An 18,346-nucleotide genomic window follows, 5' to 3' on the forward strand; every position below is an offset into this window, starting at 1 on the left:
TTGCTGCTTGAGGGCACATGCTACCCCGGCAACGGTTGACGATGGCGTCGCGCAGCACTGCAACGCCGGACAGGAGCACCTTGAATACCCCGCTCACCCAGCCCGCACATCCAATTCGGCCAATGCCGGATGCTGTGGGCGCTGGCGCCGCCTCCGGCACACAGCCAGCGTCCAGTGACGAGGCGGTGCCCAGTCAACGAGCCACCAAAGCCGCCTCCCCGCACCTCACCGGTCCCGCCCGTGTCGCGCTGATCGGCGTCCACGGGTTCGGGGCCCACCACCTGGAGAACCTCGAACGGCTGAGCCGGACCGGCGCGGTGGAACTCGTGGCCGTGGCGGACCCGCATCCGCCGTCGCCGGGCGCGTTGCCGGACTCCACGGCAGTCCACCCTGACCTGCAGTCCCTCCTGGCCGGCAACCACAGACCGGACGTGGTCATCGTCGCCACCCCCATCCAGACCCACGCGCCGCTTGCCCTGGCCACCCTGGCCTCCGGCGCCGACCTCTACCTGGAGAAACCCCCAGTGGCATCGCTGGCCGACTTCCGCCAGTTGCAAGAGGCCGCCGAGGCATCGGGACGCAGCGTGCAGATCGGCTTCCAGAGCCTCGGATCGCAGGCGCTGGCGGCCATCGGCGAGCTCCTCGAGGACGGGACCATTGGCACCCTGCAGGGAATCGGCGCGACAGGGCGCTGGGTGCGGGACCGCGCCTACTACAAGCGTTCCCGGTGGGCCGGCAAGCGGAGCATGGACGGCGTGGACGTGGTGGACGGTGTGGCCACCAATCCCCTGGCGCACGCCATCGCCACCGCCCTGCGGATCGCGGGCGCCCGCACCGTGGAGGATGTGGCCTCCGTGGAAACAGACCTCTACCGCGCGAACGACATCGAGGCCGATGACACCTCCGTCATCAGGATCCGCACCGACGCCGGGCTGCCGATCACCTGCGCCCTGACGCTCTGCGCCTCGGAGTCCGTGGAGCCGTACATCACCCTGCAAGGCTCCGAGGGAACGGCCGTTTTCCACTACACGGAGGACCGGTTGCACATCAGCACCGCGGACGGTGAACACTCGCAGGAGTTCGGCCGCGACGACCTCACCGAAAACCTGCTGGAGTACCTGGCCGGGGGCGCTGAACTCACCAGCGCCCTCAACGACTCGGGCGCGTTCATGCTGGTGCTCGAGGCTGTCCGCACGGCCGAGCCTCCGTTGCCGATCAGCCCTGGCCACGTGCTCTGGGAGGGCGACGGTGATGCGGCCCATGCGGTGATCCCCGGCATCGAGGACGCCCTGGAGCGGGCCATCGGCGCACACGCCACCTTCAGCGAACTGGCCCTGCCGTGGGCGCGCCCCGCTGAGCCGGCCGATGCCACGGTACTGTTCGACGACGGCGGCCGTCCGCTGGCAGTCCAGCGCACCGGCGCGCGGCTCAACACGGGGTTGGCCCCGCGCCCCTATCTGCATCCCGTCACCACGCTCGGCGGAACCGTTGTGACGGACCATCTCCCCGCGGACCACCCGTGGCATCTCGGCGCCGGCTTCGCGCTCCAGGACGTCAACGGCACCAACTTCTGGGGCGGGAAGACGTACACACGCGACGCCGGCGCGTACGTGTCCCGGCAGGACCACGGCCGGATCGAACTGCTTACCGCCGACGTGGACGAACCGGACACCCGGCAGCTCCAATGGCTCGGCACGGACGGACAGCCCCTGCTGACCGAACAGCGGACCCTCCGCCGCGAGATCCTCGGTGAGCGGGTGTGGCGGCTGGACCTGGGCACGGAGCTGACCGCCGTCGTCGACGTTTCACTGGGCAGCCCCGGCTCCAATGGCGCCGCCGGCAGCGGCTACGGCGGCTTCTTCTGGCGCCTACCCGCCTGCAGCGGTTCCCGTATTTTCACGTCCGACGCCGAGGGCGAACCGGCAGTCCACGGTTCCGTGGCGCCGTGGCTGGCGTGGACCGCATCCTTCGGCGAAGTCCCCGGCATCCGGTCCGGGCAACCCGCGACCCTCGTATTCGGCGCCCCGGCCGAGTCCGCCGATCCCTGGTTTGTCCGCTGCTCCGGGTACCCCGCCGTGGGGTCGGCCCTGGCCTGGGACAAGCCAGTGGCCCTGGCCGCAGGGGAATCGCTCCGGCGGAGCCTGAGCGTGTGGGTGTGCGACGGCGAACTGTCGCCAGCCGCCGTCGCATCCCTCGTGGCTCCGGGTAACACTAGAAGAGGCTGACCACCGTCCCGACAAAGGAGTCCCATGCCCACTCCAGAGCCCCCGCTCCCAACCCCGTCCTGGAACAGCGGTCCCGGCCTGGCATTCGGCGGTGATTACAATCCCGAACAGTGGCCCGCCGACGTGCGGCTGGAGGACATCGGCCTCATGAAGGAGGCCCGGGTGACCCTCCTCAGCGTGGCCATCTTCTCCTGGGCGCTCCTGGAGCCGCGCGAAGGAGAGTACGACTTTGGCTGGCTGGACGAGGTGCTTGACAACCTGGACGGCGCGGGCATCAAGGTTGCCCTTGCCACGGCCACCGCCGCTCCCCCGGCCTGGCTGGTGCGGAAGCATCCGGAGGTCCTGCCGGTGACGGCGGAGGGCACCGTCCTGGAGCGTGGCTCCCGGCGGCACTACTCGCCGTCGTCCGCTGTTTACCGCCGGTATGCGACGGGCATTACCCGAAAACTGGCCGAACGGTACAAGGACCATCCGGCGCTGGCGCTGTGGCACGTGGACAACGAACTGGGCTGCCACGTTTCGGAGTTTTACGGCCCTGAGGACGCCGCGGCATTCCGGCGCTGGCTGGAGCGGCGCTACGGAAGCATCGAGGCACTGAACGAGGCCTGGGGCACGGCCTTCTGGTCCCAGCACTATGCCTCCTTCGAGGAGGTCATTCCGCCGCGGGCCGCCCCCACCACCCTCAACCCGACGCAGCGGCTGGACTTCCAGCGGTTCAGCTCCTGGGCGCTGATGGACTACTACCGGAGCCTGCTGGCAGTGATCCGGGAGGTGACGCCCAACGTTCCGGCCACCACCAACCTCATGGTTTCCAGCGCCACGAAGTCCCTGGACTACTTCGACTGGGCCAAGGACCTGGATGTGGTGGCCAACGACCACTACCTGGTGGCGGCGGATCCGGAGCGGGAGATCGAACTCGCGTTCAGTGCTGACCTGACGCGCGGCGTCGCGGGCAACAGGCCGTGGATCCTGATGGAACACTCGGCGTCGGCCGTGAACTGGCAGCCCCGCAACCAGCCCAAGATGCCCGGCGAGATGCTCCGGAACTCCCTGGCGCACGTGGCCCGCGGCGCCGACGCCGTCATGTTCTTCCAGTGGCGGCAGAGTGTTGCCGGCGCCGAGAAGTTCCACTCGGCCATGGTCCCCCACGGCGGCCGCGACACCCGGGTGTGGCGCGAGGTGGTGGCACTGGGCGACGCCCTTGGCAAGCTAGGCCCGGTCAAGGGCTCCACGATCGAATCCCGGGTGGCCATCGTGTTCGATTACGAGGCCTGGTGGGCCAGCGAACTGGACTCGCACCCGAGCGAGGACGTGAAGTATTTGGACCTGATTCGGGCGTTCCACCGCTCGCTGTTCCTGCGCGGCGTGGGCGTGGACTTCGTCCACCCGACCGCAGACCTCTCCGGCTACGACGTGGTCCTGGTCTGCACGCTGTACTGCGTCACCGATGCCGCCGCGGCCAACATCGCCGGCGCGGCCGAAGCAGGTGCCACGGTGCTGGTCAGCTACTTCAGCGGCATCGTCGACGAACGCGACCACATCCGGCTGGGCGGCTACCCGGGTGCCTTCCGGGAGCTGCTGGGCATCAGGACCGAGGAGTTCCATCCGCTGCTCGAGGGCGGGCAGGTGACCTTGAGCGACGGCACCATTGGCCGGGTTTGGAGCGAGCACGTCCATGCGGACGGTGCTGAGACCCTGGCCACCTTCACCGGCTACCCGCTGGACGGCGTCCCTGCCCTGACCCGAAGGACCGCGGGCCGCGGCGCCGCCTGGTACCTGGCCACCCTCCCCGACCGCGACGGCATCGAACGCCTCCTGGACCGGCTCCTGGCCGAAGCGGGAGTGGCGGCCGCCGCGGAGGCCGCCGCCGGCGTCGAACTGACCCGGCGGGTTACGGCGGACGGGCGCCGTTTCCTCTTCGCCATCAACCACGGCCGGGAGGCTGCGACGGTGAAGGCCGACGGCGGGGAACTGTTGGGCGGCGGCCGTTTCGGCGGGATTGTCCCCGGCGGAGCGGTGGCCGTGATCGCCGAGGACTGAGCGTAGCGAGGAGTTTTTGTACAGATAATGGCCGCTAAACGCCCCCGAAGTCGCGACAAGTGGACAAAAACTCCACGCCTTGCGCGCTTTGGAGACGCCCGGGACTAGGGCTTGGCCGGGACAAGGAGCACATCGACGAGCTCCGCCAGCCCGCCGGCCATGTCCACCTTCTTGTCGTACAGCCACTGCAGCTGAAGGCCGTCGAACGCGGCGATGACCAGGCGCGCGAGCGACTCCGGCGCAACATCGGACCTGACCTCCCCCGCATCCTGGCGACGGCCGATGTCGAGCGCCAGCTCCTCCACCAGCCGGGAGTACCTGTCCTGGAAGTAGCCGTGGGAAGCGTGCCCGGGGTCATTGGCCGTTGCCGACGCCACGGCATACAGCGTGGTCAGCCCGGGCTCCTTCCTGTTCCGCTCCGCCACTGACGCCAGCATGGGCAGGCCAAATTCGGTCAATCCGCCAATGTCCCTGCTGCGGCGGTCCCGCTCCGCAAGCACCGCCGTCAGCAACTCCTGCTTGCCGCTGAAGTAGTGGAAGAGCGTTGCTTCCTTGACGCCCACAAGCTCGGCCACGCGCTTGAGGGCCGTGCCCTCGAAACCTTCGATGGCAAAGACATCTGTGGCGGTTTGGATGATCTGCTCGCGGCGTTCGGCGCCTTTGGCGTACTGCCCGCGGGGCTTGGAGGGAGACATCTCGCCAGTTTATTTCACACCCTTGGCCTATCGGGCAGCAAGTCATTTTGTGAGAAAACCTAGTAAGACTAGGTTTTTGGCGTTACGCTTTTCACCGAGGCCCAACGGCGGGCCTCTTTTCGTCAGGAGGCAATGTGGCCATCGAATCCCTATCCGAGGAGACCGCGGCTCCGCCCGCACTTTCCCCAACCGCAGGACCGTCCGTCAAGGCGCCGCGGGCCTACGTCATTGGTATGCCTATCGCCAGCGCCGGCCTCTGGATGGCCTTGCTCGCACCGGCCCTCGTCGTCCTCGCCATCAAGGTCTCCGAGATCACCACCCCGGAATCCAGGGCCGGAGCGCTGAGCCTCGTGGCCGGCGTCGGGGCCGTCATCGCCCTGCTGGCCAACCCGTTCTTCGGACGCCTGAGCGACCGCACCACGTCCCGGTTCGGCATGCGCAAGCCGTGGATCGTTGGCGGCTCCCTGATCGGGCTCGGCGCGCTCTTCTTCCTGGGCCTCGCCGGGGATGTGGCCAGCGTCCTGGGCGCCTGGGTTGTGGCGCAGCTCGGATTCAACGCTGCACTGGCTGCCCTCGTCGCGACCCTCCCGGACCAGGCGGCCCCCGCTGAGCGCGGCCGACTCTCCGGCCTCATCGGCATGACCCTGCCGATCGGTCTCGTGGCCGCGGCGTACTTCGCGCAGCTCTTCGACAACGCCTTCCAGATGGCGGTGGTTCCGGGCATCGTGGGGACCGCCCTGGCCATCGGTTTCGCCTTCACGTTCAAGGACCGGGTCCTCACCGAACGGCCGGCGCCCCTGAACCTCAAGGAAATCCTGGGGTCCTTTTACTTCGACCCGCGCCTCCACCCGGGCCTCGGCTGGGCCTGGCTGACCAAGTTCATGGTCTATGTGGGCTACTGCGCGGGCCTGCTCTACCTGCCGTACTTCTTCGCGGACCAGCTCCATGTGGCAGAGGAAAGCATCGCCTCCCTGGTCTTCCAGGCCACCCTGGTCAGCTCCGCCGGAACCGTGGTCACGAGCGTCGCGGGCGGCTGGATCAGCGACCGGATCGGCAGGCGCAAGACACTGGTGATCGCCTCCAGCCTCATCATCATGGCCGGCCTCATCGTGATCGCCATGAGCCCCAGCACCGACCAGGTCCTGGTGGGGCAGGCGATCGTGGGCCTCGGCCTGGGCTGCTTCGGCGCCGTTGACGTGGCCCTCATCGCCGACCTGCTGCCCAGCGGCCAGGCAGAGAATGCCAAGACCTTCGGGGTCTTCAACATTGCCCAGGCACTCCCCCAGTCAATCGTGCCCGCCGTCGCCTTCCCCGTCATCGCCCTCGGCGGCTACCCCGCGCTCTTCCTTGGCGGGGCCGCCGTCGGCATCATCGGCGCAGTCCTCGTCACCCGCATCAAAGGAGTCAAGTAAATGAACCCCACCCTGTCCGCACAGAAGACCGCACCGGCGGGCACTGAGCTGCTGCCGGCGGACGCCGAGGCACGCCTGCGAGAACTGGCCGGAAGCCTCAGCCTGGAACAGCAGGTCAGATTGCTGACCGGCGCCGACGTCTGGTCCACCCATGCCCTGCCGGAAATCGGCCTGAGCCGGATCGTGCTGTCCGACGGCCCGGCCGGCGTCCGGGGCGAAGACTTCGACGAGCGCCACGACTCAGTCTCCCTGCCGTCGTCGTCCGCCCTGTCCGCCACCTGGAGCGTGGACATCGCCCGCCGCTACGGCCAGGTGCTGGGCCAGGAAGCGCGCCGCAAGGGCGTCCACGCCGTCCTCGGGCCCACCATCAACCTGCACCGCTCCCCGCTGGGCGGCCGCCACTTCGAATGCATGAGCGAGGATCCGCGGCTCACGGCGACGCTGGCCGCCGGCTACGTCTCCGGCGTGCAGTCCATGGGCGTGGGCGCCACGCCGAAGCACTACCTTGCCAACGAGGCCGAGACCGACCGCTTCACCTCCGATTCCGTGGTGGATGAACGGCCGCTGCGCGAGCTCTACCTCGCCGCGTTCGAGGACGCCATCACCGAGGCCCGCGCCTGGCTGGTCATGAGCTCCTACAACTCCATCAACGGCACCACGGCCAGCGAGAACAAGCTCCTGGAAACCCCGCTGTCCACCGAGTGGGGCTTCGACGGCGTCGTCGTCTCGGACTGGACCGGCGTCCGTTCCGTGGATGCCGCCAACGCGCACCAGGACCTGGAGATGCCCGGACCCGTGGGCCACTGGGGCGCCAAGCTGCTCGCCGCCGTCGAGGACGGCCGCGTCAGCCGGGACGCGATCCTGGAAAAGGTCACCCGCATCCTGCGCCTCGCCGCCAGGGTCGGCTCGCTCGAGGGCTTCGAGGCCGCTGTCACCGCCGTCCCGGCAGAACTCGACGGCGCACTGGTGGCCCGCGAAGTGGCAGTCCGCGGAGCGGTGCTGGTCCGCAACGAGGGCGGCCTGCTTCCGCTCGATGCCACGGCGCTCGGCAACGTTGCCGTCATCGGGCACAACGCCGAGGAGGCCCGCACGCAGGGCGGCGGCAGCGCCACCGTCATGCCCAAGTACACCGTCTCGCCGCTGGAGGGCCTGCGCAGGGCACTGCCCGACGACGTACCCGTCACCTACGCCCGCGGCGCCAAGGTGGCCGAAGGGCTGCAGCCGTTCGCCCGCAAGGCGCTGCACAACCCGGTCAGCGGCGTGCCCGGCATGCGCGTGACCTTCCTGGCCGCCGACGGAACGGAGATCTCGGGCGAGGACCGGCTGGCTTCACACCTGATCTGGTTCGGCGTCGGCATTCCGGAGGGCACGGCGGCCATCCGCATGCAGACCGAGTGGACAGCGGAAACCGCGGGCGTCCGCCACCTCGGCGTGGGGACGGTGGGCCACATCGCCGTTTCCGTAGACGGCACCGAGGTCTTCAACGGTGAGCTGGAGGACGACACCGACGTCCTGGGCGCCGCGCTTTTCGATCCGCCCCAGATCATCCACGCCTTCGAGGCCACCGCACGTCAGCGGTTCACCATTGACGCGCTGTACCAACTGCCGCAGCAGCAGGAGATTCCGCTGACGGCCATCCTGCTCGGCGAGGAGACCATCGTCGCCGACCCCCAGGCCGAGATCCGGGCCGCCGTCGAGGCGGCCCGGACGGCCGACGTCGCCGTCGTCGTGGTGGGCACCAACGCCGCGATCGAATCGGAAGGCTTCGACCGCAAAGACCTTGATCTCCCCGGCCACCAGAACGAGCTTGTTGAAGCCGTGGCCGCGGTCAACCCGCGCACCGTCGTGGTGGTCAACTCCGGTTCGCCCGTGCTGATGCCGTGGCTGGACAGGGTCAGCTCGGTGCTGCTGGGTTGGTTCGGCGGACAGGAGTTCGGCGCCGCAGTGGCGGACATCCTGCTGGGCAAGGAAGAGCCCGGCGGCCGGCTTCCCACCACCTGGCCAGCGGCGCTCGGGGACGTTCCCGTCCTGAACACCACGCCTGTTGACGGCAAGGTGGTCTACAGCGAGGGCATCCACGTGGGCTACCGCGCCTGGCTCAAGCAGCAGGCCGTGGGCGGCGCCGCTCCGCTGCTGCCATTCGGTTTCGGCCTGGGCTACACGACGTTCGAGCTCGGCACAGCGCACGCGCCGCAGTCGGTTCCGGCCGGCCAGGACATCGTGGTGCACGTCCCCGTCCGGAACACCGGCACGCGCACCGGCCGCGAAGTGGTCCAGGTGTATTTGGCCCGCGAGGATTCCGCCGTGGAGCGGCCCGTCCGCTGGCTGGCCGGATATGCAGGGACGCACCTGGCGGCGGGCGGCACGGACACCGTCGAGGTCCGGATCCCGGCCCGCGCCTTTGGCCATTACGACGGCGGCTGGCAGGTTGAGCGCGGCTCGTTCCGTCTGCTGGTGGGCCGGCATGCGGCGGACGACTTCCAGGCGCTGGAGGTCGAGGTCCGCTAGCTACGGCTGGGCTCGGTCCGAATCCTTCGGGCCCAGCCCGGCTTCTTTGTAGTACCCCCGGATGTGGGCGGCAACCAGTTCGGCCGCCCGGCCGCCGTCGTCCTTCCGGATGGCCGCCAGGATCTCCCGGTGCTCGGCCCGGAGTCGCGAGGCCGTGGCATCCCAGTCCGGCAGGTTCGCCGTCAATTGCCCGGCATAGCCCTGGATGGCCTCCCGGAGGGACCCCATCATGGCGCTGACCACGGCGTTGCCGGCGGCATCTGCCAAGGCCAGGTGGAAGCGGACGTCCAGGGCAAGGAAGTCGTCGATGCCGTGGCCCTCGTCCATGTCGTCCAGCAGTGCCGCGGCCAGGTCGAGTTCGGGGGCATCCGGCCTGGCCCGGGCGGCCGCCCAGGACTCGAGCAGCACTCGCGTCTCCACCACGTCCTCCACCGGCAGGTGCTGCGTGGCGACGTGCAGCCGCAGCGCGGAGCCGAGGGCCGCCGTCGGATCCGAGATCACCACAGTCCCGGCCTCCGGGCCGGAACCCACGCCGGCCCGGACCACGCCCATGGCCTCCAGGACGCGGATGGCCTCGCGGACAGAGGTGCGGGACACGGCGAGCTGCTCGGCCAGGGTCCGTTCGGCCGGAAGGCGGCCGCCGACGGCGAGCTGGCCGCCGGAGAGCTGGTTCTCGATCCACCGCAGGACAAGTTGGTGCGTACGCATGAGCCCATGGTACTTGATGTGGTTGGACCACATGCTTTACAGTGTGGTTAGACCACAGCGGGGAGGCTCCTGTTCAGCATCCCCCGGCACGCCCACGGAGGAAAGCCATGACCCATACCATCCAGCCGAGCAATCCCGAGACCACCCCGGCCCCGGACGCGACGGACATCCCGGCCACGCGGCCCGCCACCGGTGTCGCCGTAGCAGCCGCAGTTCCGGCCGCCCTGAAGCGCCGCATCCCGAAGTACTCGGACCTCGCCCCGCTGATGCAATTCAAGAAGCCCGAGTTCAGCAAGGAAGCACGGCTCAAGCGCGCCAGCACCGTCTGGGAACTGCGCGACATCGCCAAGCGCCGCACCCCCCAGGCCCCGTTTGACTACACTGACGGCGCAGCGGAATCCGAGATCACCCTGCGGCGCGCCCGTGAAGCGTTCCTGGACATCGAGTTCCGCCCCGGCATCCTGCGGAATGTGTCCAGTATCGACCTCAGCACCGACATTCTTGGCAAGTCCTCCCGGCTTCCCGTGGGCATCGCGCCCACCGGCTTCACCCGGATGATGCAGTCCGAGGGCGAATACGCGGGCTCGCAGGCCGCCGAGGCCGCCGGCATTCCGTACACCCTCTCCACCATGGGCACGGCCTCCATCGAGGACGTTGCCGCGGCGGCACCCAACGGCCGGAACTGGTTCCAGCTGTATCTCTGGACAGACCCGGGACCGCTCTCTCGAACTCATTGAGCGGGCAGCGAAGGCCGGGAACGACACCCTCATGGTCACGGTGGACACCGCCGTGGCCGGGGCGCGGCTGCGCGACGTCCGCAACGGCATGACCATCCCGCCCGCACTGACGCTGAAGACCGTCCTGGACGCGTCCTACCGCCCGGCCTGGTGGTTCAACTTCCTCACCCACGAGCCGCTCACCTTCGCCTCGCTCTCGCGGTACACGGGCACGGTCGCCGACCTCATCAACTCGATGTTCGACCCTACCCTCACGTTCGAGGACCTGGACTGGCTGCGGGAAACCTGGAAGGGCAAGCTCGTGGTCAAGGGCATCCAGACCGTGGACGACGCCCGCAAGGTGGTGGACCACGGTGCCGACGGCATCGTGCTGTCCAATCACGGCGGCCGCCAGCTGGACCGCGCACCCATTCCCTTCCACCTCCTTCCGGAAGTTTCCAAGGCGCTCAAGGCGGACGGCAGCAGCGCTGCGATCATGCTGGACACGGGCATCATGAGCGGCGCGGACATCATCGCCGCCCTGGCCCTCGGCGCCGACTTCACGCTCATCGGCCGCGCCTACCTGTACGGGCTCATGGCCGGCGGCCGGGCCGGTGTCGACCGCGTCCTGCAGATCCTCGAAAAGGACATGGCCCGCACCATGGCGCTCCTCGGGGTCAGCAGTATTTCAGAGCTGACCCCCGACCACGTGCGGATCCTCGGCAAGTAATGCGTGGGCCCCAACTGGGTCGCAGCACAGGGCGTTCTGAGGGTTCAGAACGCCCTCAGCTGCTACTCAGTTGGGTGGGGCTACTTTTTGCGGCCGAACTTGGGCAGGTTGGCCAGCAGGTCGGCGGCCTTCGTCGCGGCGCGGCCCACGGTACGGCCTATCTGCTGCGGCACGGTGTCGTCCTGGCCGGCGCTCCCGGGCACCTGTCCCCCGGGAACCACGACGGCGGGACTCAGCTGGCCGCTCGCCGGCCGCCCGGGTGCGTGGGTAGCGTCGTCCGCCGCGCTCCCGGCATGTGCCGCGGCGGCTGCCGCGAAGGCGTCCGGGACTTCCGCGGCAGGGCTGGCCGCGGCGGGCGCGGGACTTCCGGCCGATGTTCCGGCTGAGGCGGCGGCCGCACGTGCAGTACCGGTCTGCGCTTCCTCAGCCTGCTGGGCTGCGGCGTCCGGTGACGCTTCGGCGGAAGCCGCGCGTCCGACGTCGAACGTTTCCAGCCAGCTGGCGACACCCGCCAGCGGCTTTGGATTCAGCGCGTAGTAGCGCTTCTGGCCCTGCGCGCGCATGCTCACGAGGTCGGCTTCACGCAGCACCTTGAGGTGTTTGGAGATGGTGGGCTGGCTGGCGGCGAGCTCCTCGACCAGCTCCCCCACTGCTTTGTCCCCCGCTTGGAGGGACACGAGAATGTCGCGCCGCGTGGCCTCCGCAATGACGGCAAATACGTCGTCTGTCACCATGAGACCCACCCTAGCGACATATACGCCAAATGGCATCTACTATTTCGCCTGTGGTTGGCCCCATGAAGAAACCGGAACTAGTCGAACCAGGGATCCAGTCCGTACAGCGGGAAGACTTCCTTGCGCGTGGCCATTACGGTGCGGTCGATGTCGTCGTTGGGATCGAAGCCCACCTCCCACGAGCGCCACCAGACGTCGGCGTCGTCGCCCATGGTCTCGGGCGTGTCAACGCCGTAGCGTTCCTGCACGTAAGTCCGCCACGCCTCCGGCACGGGGGTTCGCAGCGGCACCGGCCGGTTGGCAGCGATGCCGATCAGGTGGCTCCACGTCCGCGGCACAACGCCAGTGATGTGATACCCGCCGCCGCCGGTGGCGATCCAGCGGTTTCCGCAGTACCGGGCGGCGAGGTTCGCGACGGCGGTGGCTGCCTCGCGCTGTCCGTCCACACTAACGTTCAAATGGGTCAGGGGATCAAGCCGGTGCGAGTCGCAGCCGTGCTGGCTGACGATGACCTCGGGCGCGAAAGCGCCCACCAGTTGCGGGACCACGGCGTGAAAAGCCCGCAGCCAGCCGGCGTCCCCCGTTCCCGCAGGCAGCGCCACGTTCACCGCGCTGCCCAGGGCCCCGGGGCCGCCGATCTCGTTGGCGAAGCCGGTGCCGGGAAACAGTGACATGCCGGTTTCGTGCAGCGAGATGGTGAGGACGCGGGGGTCATCCCAGAAGATGCTCTGCGTCCCGTCCCCGTGATGGGCATCGATGTCGATATATGCCACCCGCTGCACACCGCCGTCGAGCAGTTTACGGACCGCCAGGGCGGCATCGTTGTAGACGCAGAAGCCGCTGGCGCGGTCCCGGGACGCGTGGTGGAGGCCGCCGCCGAAGTTCACGGCCCGGACCGCCGAGCCGTCCAGGATCGAGCTCGCCGCGAGGAGGGAGCCGCCAGCCAGGCGCGCCGCAGCCTCGTGCATCCCGGCGAACGCGGGATCGTCCTCGGTGCCCAGCCCGTAGGACTCGTCCGCGGCGGCGGGGTTGTCGCTGGCCCGGCGCACCGCGGCCACGAAGTCGGGGCTGTGCACGGTGGTGAGCTCGCCGTCGTCGGCCACGTCCGGGGCAGCCAATGTGACGTGCCCAAGATCCAGCAGGCCAAGGCTGCCGGCCAGCCGGGCGGTCAGGTCCAGGCGCTCCGGGGCCATGGGGTGGCCGGGGCCGAAGTTGTACGCCGTCATGGCAGCGTCCCACACCACCGTCGTTGGCAGTGCGGGGAGGCTGAGTCCGGGCTGGAATGTCATCACTGACAGGCTACCGGAGCCCGGTCAGCCCGTAGGCCCGGCCACGGCGCGGTGTTTAGTGGTTTACTACTGGAGGAAGCAGAGTCAATCGAGGAACAGCCGCACATGACCCAAAGCCAGTCGAGGTCCAAAAGCCCGGCCAGCTGGCAACCCGCACCGCCGGAGCGTGAGGGCCTGTGGATATTCACGGGCATCCGTGACTTCATCGATGACATTGCCAACACATCGCCGGCCCGGCTTGCCCTGAGCGCCTTCGTGGTGGTCATCGTCCTCTTCACCGCCCTCCTGTCGCTGCCGGCCTCCTCGGCAACCGGTGACTTCACGCCGCTCCACCAGTCCCTCTTCACCGCCGTTTCGGCCGTCTGCGTCACGGGCCTGACCGTGGTGTCCACCGCCGTGCACTGGTCCTTCTTCGGCCAGCTGATCATTTTGGTCGGTATTTTCGTCGGCGGCCTCGGCACGCTGACGCTGGCCTCGCTGCTGGCCCTCATGGTGAGCAAGAAGCTGGGGGTCAGGGGCAAGCTCATCGCCCAGGAGGCCATGAACAACGCGGGCCGGCTGGGTGAGGTGGGTACGCTGCTGCGGATCGTCATCACCACCTCGGTGGTCATCGAGGCCGCCCTCGCGATCGCCCTGATCCCGCGCTTCATGGTCCTCGGCGAGCCTTTCTGGCAGTCCGTCTGGCACGGCGTCTTCTACTCGATCTCGTCCTTCAACAACGCCGGATTCACCCCGCATTCGGATGGCATCGTCCCCTACGAAACAGACCTCTGGATCCTCATCCCGCTCATGCTCGGCGTGTTCCTGGGCAGCCTGGGCTTCCCCGTAGTCATGGTGCTGCAGCAAAACGGGCTGAACTGGAAAAAGTGGAACCTGCACACGAAGCTCACCATCCAGGTCTCGTTCATCCTGCTCGCCGCCGGAACCGTCCTGTGGGCGCTCATGGAATGGGACAACATCCGGACCATAGGCGGCATGGACCTCGGCGACAAGATCACGCACTCGCTCTTCGCCTCCGTCATGACGCGCTCCGGCGGCTTCAACCTGGTGGACCAGAACCAGATGGAATCCACCACCATGCTGCTCACAGATGCCCTCATGTTCGCCGGCGGCGGCTCCGCCTCAACCGCCGGCGGCATCAAGGTCACCACCATCGCCGTCATGTTCCTGGCCATCATCGCCGAAGCCCGCGGCGACGCCGACGTCAAGGTCTATGGCCGCACCATCCCGGAGGGCACCATGCGCGTGGCCATCTCGGTGATCGTCGCCGGTGCCACGCTGGTGTCCGCGTCCGCATTCCTGCTGCTGCACATCAGCGGCGCTTCCCTGGACCGGGTGCTTTTCGAAACCATTTCAGCCTTCGCCACCGTAGGCCTCAGCACAAACCTCAGCGCCGAACTCCCGCCGGAGGGCGTATACGTGCTGTCGGCCCTGATGTTCGCCGGCCGCGTCGGCACGGTCACGCTTGCCGCTGCCCTGGCCCTGCGCCAGCGCAGCCAGCTGTACCACTACCCCGAAGAGAGGCCCATCATTGGCTAATCCGTCAGGCGCCCCCAACCGCCCCGCCCACAACGCGCCGGTCCTGGTGATCGGGCTGGGCCGCTTCGGTGCCTCCACTGCCGAGCAGCTGGTGAAGCAGGGCCGCGAGGTGCTGGCCATCGAACGCGACAGGTCCCTGGTCCAGAAATGGTCGCCCGTACTGACCCACGTGGTGGAGGCCGACGCCACCAACATCGACGCGTTGCGCCAGCTGGGCGCCCAGGAGTTCAGCTCGGCCGTGGTGGGCGTGGGCACGTCCATAGAGTCCTCGGTGCTCATCACCGTGAACCTGGTGGACCTCGGCATCGAGCACTTGTGGGTCAAGGCGATCACGCCGTCACACGGCAAGATCCTCACCCGCATCGGCGCCAACCACGTCATCTACCCCGAGGCCGACGCCGGCGTCCGCGCCGCGCACCTGGTCTCCGGGCGCATGCTGGACTTCATCGAGTTCGACGACGACTTTGCGATCGTGAAGATGTATCCCCCGCGTGAAACTGTCGGTTTCACGCTGGACGAGTCCAAGGTCCGGTCCAAGTACGGCGTGACGATCGTGGGCGTGAAGTCCCCGGGCGAAGACTTCACCTACGCCCGCCCCGAGACCAAGGTATCCGCCCGCGACATGCTGATCGTGTCCGGCCACGTGGACCTGCTGGAGCGGTTCGCCGCCCGGCCGTAACACGCGGTCCGTCGTGCCCGACCCCGGCGCGGGCCGCCGTCGGGAGTTCTTGTACAGATACCGCGCTCTAAAGGGGCTCTAACCCGCGGTATCTGTACAAAACTCCATTCCTGGAGGGGTGGTGGGTGGGTGGGCCCACGCCCGCAGGGTTCCCTGGCCGAGCTCGCGAGGTAAGGGCTGGTGGGTGGGCCCACGCCCGCAGGGTCCCCTGGCCGAGCTTAGGGTGCGGGTGGGGACTAGCCGAGCTGTTTGGTGATCTCGGCGGCGCGGTCGGCCGCGGCGCGTGCCCCCGCGGCGATGATCGCCGGCATGCCGCGGTCATCGAACGTGGCGATGGCGCGCTCCGTGGTGCCATTGGGGCTGGTTACGGCTTTGCGCAGGGCGGAGGGTTCGGCACCGGGTTCCGCGAGCATGAGGCCGGCTCCGGCCACGGTTTCGCGTGCCAGCAGGAGCGCCAGCTCCTCGTCGAGACCGAGTTCGACGCCGGCGGCGGCCATGGCCTCGGCCAGGTAGAACGCGTAGGCCGGACCGGATCCGCTGATGGCGCCCAGTGCATCCACCTGCTCCTCGGGGATTTCGACGACGGTCCCCACCGCGCCGAGAATGTCTTTCGCCAGCTGGAGCTGCGCAGGCGAGCAGTTGGTGCCGGCGGAGACCGAGACCACGCCGCGGCCCAGCTTCGCCGGGGTGTTGGGCATCGTCCTGATCACGGGCTGGCCCGGCGGCAGGGCAGCTTCGAGCTGGGCGATGGAGACGGCCGCCGCAACGCTGATGACGATCGCATCGGGAGAAAGCGAGCCGCTGACTTCCCGGGCCAGCTCGGCGATGCCCACAGGCTTCACGCCGAGAATCACGACGCCGGCCCCCTTCGCCGCCTGCTTGTTGTTGTCGGGCTCTTCGCTGCCGGCGATGGCCGTGATGCCCGCGTGCCGTTCGGCCAGCTCCGCTGCCCGCTCCGCGCGGCGGACGGTGGCCACGATCTCCATGGGATCCGTGCCGCTGTCCAGCAGGCCACCCAGAATGGCCTCGTTCATTGATCCACAGCCAAGGAATGCGATTCGGTTGCTCATTGCTCCATCATTGCAGTTCATCGCGCCCGATGCAGACCCCGACCATTCACAGGAAGCTCACATGTTGGTCGAAGCATTCACACACCTTCGGCCACTAACTTAGGTAATACCTCATTGAGGGTGCGAGTGATGAAGCAAGCATGGGGATGCTTGTCAGGCACCGACGGTCTGCAGCGGTTTTTGCCCATTTTTCTGCAGTAGGCCGTCGGTGTCTTTGCTTTTAAGCCCCGTGAAGCCCCGTCCGGCGGCCGACGGATTCCCAGCCTGCATTCAGGTAAATCCCCCAGAACACCCATACTGGCCCGTTAGAGTCGTAAACGCCTCACAGGTGCGAGTGATGGAGCCGGTCCTTCGGGACTGGCGCGGCGTCGGTCGGTTGCAGGAGTGTTCCCCCCAGCTTCTTCTGCGTAACCGGCCGGCGCTTACTCGTTTAAGGCCCGCCAGCGAGGGGCCGCGGCGCGCCGGCCCTAGATGGCGGGCAGCGCGGCGACCTGCGGGACACCCACGTGCGGTGCAGGTTCAAGCGGGCCGTCGACGACCAGCTGGTCGAGCCGGCGGAGGATGAGGCCCTCGCGGAGCGCCCATGGGCAGATCTTGATCTTTTTGTACTCAAAGAGTTCCAGGGCCGCTTCAGCCACCAGCGCACCGGCAAGGAGCTGGTTGGCGCGGGCCTCGGAGACGCCCGGCAGGTGCAGCCGGTCTTCGGACTTCATGGCAGAGATCCGCTGTGCCCAGATGCCGAGGTCCGTGCGGTTCAGGTCGCGCTTCACGTACGGGCCGGCGGCGCTGGGGGCTGCCCCGGCGATCCGTGCCAGGGAGCGAAAGGTCTTCGAGGTGCCAGCCAGGACGTTCGCCCTGCCCACCTCGTTGAAGTTGCGGACCACCGGCCTGAGGGTGGCCCTGATATAGCGGCGCAGCTCCTTGACGCTTTTTGCGGAGGGCGGATCCTCGTGCAGCCAGTCCCGGGTCAGCCGGCTCGCGCCAAGGGGCACGGAGGTTGCCAGTTCCGGCAGCTCGTCCTGCCCCAGCGCCATTTCGAAGGAACCGCCGCCAATATCGAAGTTCAGGACGGGGCCGGCGCCCCAGCCATACCAACGGCGGACGGCGAAAAACGTCATGGACGCTTCCTCGCTGCCCGTGAGTTCCTGCAGCGTCACAGTGGTCTCGTGCTTCACCCGCGCCAGCACCGCGGGTCCGTTGGTGGCCTCGCGAATGGCTGACGTGCAGAAGGCCAGCAGGTCGTCGGCCTTGTGCCGCGCCGCGAACTCCCAGGCCTCGAGCACGAACTCCGTGAGCTCGTGCTGGCCCGCGTCGGTGATGTTCCCTTCCTCATCGAGGTACTGCACCAACGAGAGGGGGCGCTTGTGCGAGGCGAAAGGCACAGGTCGCGCGCCGGGGTGGGCATCCACCAGCAGGAGGTGGACAGTGTTGGAACCGATATCGAGGACGCCTAGCCGCATCCTGCCATTATTCCTCCCGCCGGCGCAGCGGACGCAACCTGTCGCTTACATTGCGGGCTTGAGTGTGCGGACCGCCGCGCGAGCTACTCGCCTTCGAGGCCCGCAGGGTCGGGGTCCACGTCATCGGCGCGCTTGAAGTCGCGCTTGATGTTGGCGATGCCCTCGGGGTTGATCTCGAAGCCGTACGCAGCACCCGGATTGATGACCATCCCCAGCTCATCGCCGATGTTGGCGATGATTGCCGCGCCCTGCGTGCCCAGCACGTTCGGGGCAGCCTCCAGGTACTGTGTGTCCACCCTGCTGGGGTGCGAAAACACTGCAAGGACAGGTTGGCCGTCCGCGTTGCCCAGCACCAGCGGCTCAACCTGGGAGTCCTCGCCCTCAAGCGCGTCGGAACTGATGATGTAGACCTCGTTGTTGAGGAAAGACAGGATGACGTCCACCGGATCGGCGTCCGGCTGGCCGCCCTGGGCCAGCTTCTCCTCAAGGTCGTTCAGCGGCGTGGTGTCTGCGGGTTCCGGCTGTTCAGTCATGCATCTAC

The 18,346-nt window shown here is 68.2% G+C and carries 13 protein-coding genes and 1 pseudogene; 7 read left to right on the forward strand and 7 right to left on the reverse strand.

The genetic code is table 11. From position 1 onward, the window contains the following. Window positions 1–122: 122 nt before the first annotated feature. Together QFZ33_RS21355 and QFZ33_RS21360 are read left to right on the forward strand one after the other, a co-directional pair. Window positions 123–2,225: a DUF6807 family protein gene (locus QFZ33_RS21355; RefSeq protein ID WP_307030763.1), complete on the forward strand. Its 2,103-nt coding sequence runs from the start codon at window positions 123–125 to the stop codon at window positions 2,223–2,225. A 24-nt stretch (window positions 2,226–2,249) separates the two neighbouring features. Next, window positions 2,250–4,265: a beta-galactosidase gene (locus QFZ33_RS21360; protein WP_307030765.1), complete on the forward strand. Its 2,016-nt coding sequence runs from the start codon at window positions 2,250–2,252 to the stop codon at window positions 4,263–4,265. A gap of 104 nt (window positions 4,266–4,369) precedes the next feature. On the opposite strand, the gene QFZ33_RS21365 is transcribed toward QFZ33_RS21360, so the two are convergent. After that, a complete protein-coding gene (locus QFZ33_RS21365; RefSeq protein ID WP_307030767.1) occupies window positions 4,370–4,960 on the reverse strand; it encodes a TetR/AcrR family transcriptional regulator in 591 nt (196 codons plus the stop codon). Window positions 4,961–5,094: 134 nt separating this feature from the next. Here QFZ33_RS21365 and QFZ33_RS21370 point away from each other — a divergent pair, with 134 nt between their 5' ends. Both QFZ33_RS21370 and QFZ33_RS21375 read left to right on the forward strand, forming a co-directional pair. After that, the gene (locus QFZ33_RS21370; protein ID WP_307030769.1) at window positions 5,095–6,372 is read left to right on the forward strand and encodes an MFS transporter; all 1,278 of its coding nucleotides are present in this window, start codon (window positions 5,095–5,097) and stop codon (window positions 6,370–6,372) included. Further along, window positions 6,373–8,880, forward strand: a complete 2,508-nt coding sequence (locus tag QFZ33_RS21375; protein ID WP_307030771.1) for a beta-glucosidase family protein — start codon at window positions 6,373–6,375, stop codon at window positions 8,878–8,880. On the opposite strand, the gene QFZ33_RS21380 is transcribed toward QFZ33_RS21375, so the two are convergent. Next, a complete protein-coding gene (locus tag QFZ33_RS21380) occupies window positions 8,881–9,588 on the reverse strand; it encodes a FadR/GntR family transcriptional regulator (protein WP_307030773.1) in 708 nt (235 codons plus the stop codon). It lies immediately after the preceding gene. Between the two features lie 107 nt (window positions 9,589–9,695). Here QFZ33_RS21380 and QFZ33_RS21385 point away from each other — a divergent pair. Continuing rightward, window positions 9,696–11,034 (forward strand): annotated as a pseudogene (locus tag QFZ33_RS21385) (alpha-hydroxy acid oxidase). Between the two features lie 80 nt (window positions 11,035–11,114). On the opposite strand, the gene QFZ33_RS21390 reads toward QFZ33_RS21385, so the two are convergent. Both QFZ33_RS21390 and QFZ33_RS21395 read right to left on the reverse strand, forming a co-directional pair. Further along, window positions 11,115–11,768 carry an ArsR/SmtB family transcription factor gene (locus tag QFZ33_RS21390; protein WP_307030775.1) on the reverse strand — a complete coding sequence of 218 codons (654 nt, stop codon included), beginning with the start codon at window positions 11,766–11,768 and terminating at the stop codon, window positions 11,115–11,117. Between the two features lie 77 nt (window positions 11,769–11,845). Beyond that, window positions 11,846–13,057, reverse strand: a complete 1,212-nt coding sequence (locus QFZ33_RS21395) for an acetoin utilization protein AcuC (protein ID WP_307030777.1) — start codon at window positions 13,055–13,057, stop codon at window positions 11,846–11,848. 105 nt (window positions 13,058–13,162) lie between these two features. Between QFZ33_RS21395 and QFZ33_RS21400 the strand changes: the two genes are divergently transcribed. Together QFZ33_RS21400 and QFZ33_RS21405 are read left to right on the forward strand one after the other, a co-directional pair. Further along, window positions 13,163–14,596 (forward strand): TrkH family potassium uptake protein, encoded by a 1,434-nt coding sequence (locus QFZ33_RS21400; protein WP_307030779.1) that lies wholly within the window; start codon window positions 13,163–13,165, stop codon window positions 14,594–14,596. Continuing rightward, window positions 14,589–15,275: a potassium channel family protein gene (locus QFZ33_RS21405; RefSeq protein WP_307030780.1), complete on the forward strand. Its 687-nt coding sequence runs from the start codon at window positions 14,589–14,591 to the stop codon at window positions 15,273–15,275. The genes QFZ33_RS21400 and QFZ33_RS21405 overlap by 8 nt, the downstream gene beginning before the upstream one ends. A gap of 236 nt (window positions 15,276–15,511) precedes the next feature. Here QFZ33_RS21405 and proC read toward each other — a convergent pair whose 3' ends face one another. The 3 genes from proC to QFZ33_RS21420 all read right to left on the reverse strand — a co-directional run bounded on the left by proC (window position 15,512) and on the right by QFZ33_RS21420 (window position 18,338). Then, window positions 15,512–16,345, reverse strand: coding sequence for a pyrroline-5-carboxylate reductase (gene proC / locus QFZ33_RS21410; RefSeq protein ID WP_307030781.1), 834 nt, complete (start codon window positions 16,343–16,345; stop codon window positions 15,512–15,514). Between the two features lie 467 nt (window positions 16,346–16,812). After that, on the reverse strand, window positions 16,813–17,805 hold the full coding sequence (locus QFZ33_RS21415; RefSeq protein WP_307030783.1) for a Ppx/GppA phosphatase family protein: 993 nt from the start codon (window positions 17,803–17,805) through the stop codon (window positions 16,813–16,815). Window positions 17,806–17,888: 83 nt separating this feature from the next. After that, entirely contained in the window at window positions 17,889–18,338 is a 450-nt protein-coding gene (locus QFZ33_RS21420) for an SseB family protein (RefSeq protein WP_214852822.1), read from the reverse strand. Window positions 18,339–18,346 lie beyond the last annotated feature (8 nt).

The organism is Arthrobacter globiformis (assembly GCF_030815865.1).
In the GTDB taxonomy this organism is placed as follows: Bacteria; Actinomycetota; Actinomycetes; order Actinomycetales; family Micrococcaceae; genus Arthrobacter; species Arthrobacter globiformis_B.

Bases quoted from the DNA above. Each gene is read 5' to 3' on its own strand.
- QFZ33_RS21360 (WP_307030765.1), top strand. From the start codon at position 2,250: ATGCCCACTCCAGAGCCCCCGCTCCCAACCCCGTCCTGGAACAGCGGT.
- QFZ33_RS21420 (WP_214852822.1), bottom strand. From the start codon at position 18,338: ATGACTGAACAGCCGGAACCCGCAGACACCACGCCGCTGAACGACCTT.
- QFZ33_RS21365 (WP_307030767.1), bottom strand. From the start codon at position 4,960: ATGTCTCCCTCCAAGCCCCGCGGGCAGTACGCCAAAGGCGCCGAACGC.
- QFZ33_RS21380 (WP_307030773.1), bottom strand. From the start codon at position 9,588: ATGCGTACGCACCAACTTGTCCTGCGGTGGATCGAGAACCAGCTCTCC.
- QFZ33_RS21375 (WP_307030771.1), top strand. From the start codon at position 6,373: ATGAACCCCACCCTGTCCGCACAGAAGACCGCACCGGCGGGCACTGAG.
- QFZ33_RS21415 (WP_307030783.1), bottom strand. From the start codon at position 17,805: ATGCGGCTAGGCGTCCTCGATATCGGTTCCAACACTGTCCACCTCCTG.
- QFZ33_RS21390 (WP_307030775.1), bottom strand. From the start codon at position 11,768: ATGGTGACAGACGACGTATTTGCCGTCATTGCGGAGGCCACGCGGCGC.
- QFZ33_RS21395 (WP_307030777.1), bottom strand. From the start codon at position 13,057: ATGACATTCCAGCCCGGACTCAGCCTCCCCGCACTGCCAACGACGGTG.
- QFZ33_RS21355 (WP_307030763.1), top strand. From the start codon at position 123: ATGCCGGATGCTGTGGGCGCTGGCGCCGCCTCCGGCACACAGCCAGCG.
- QFZ33_RS21400 (WP_307030779.1), top strand. From the start codon at position 13,163: ATGACCCAAAGCCAGTCGAGGTCCAAAAGCCCGGCCAGCTGGCAACCC.
- proC (WP_307030781.1), bottom strand. From the start codon at position 16,345: ATGAGCAACCGAATCGCATTCCTTGGCTGTGGATCAATGAACGAGGCC.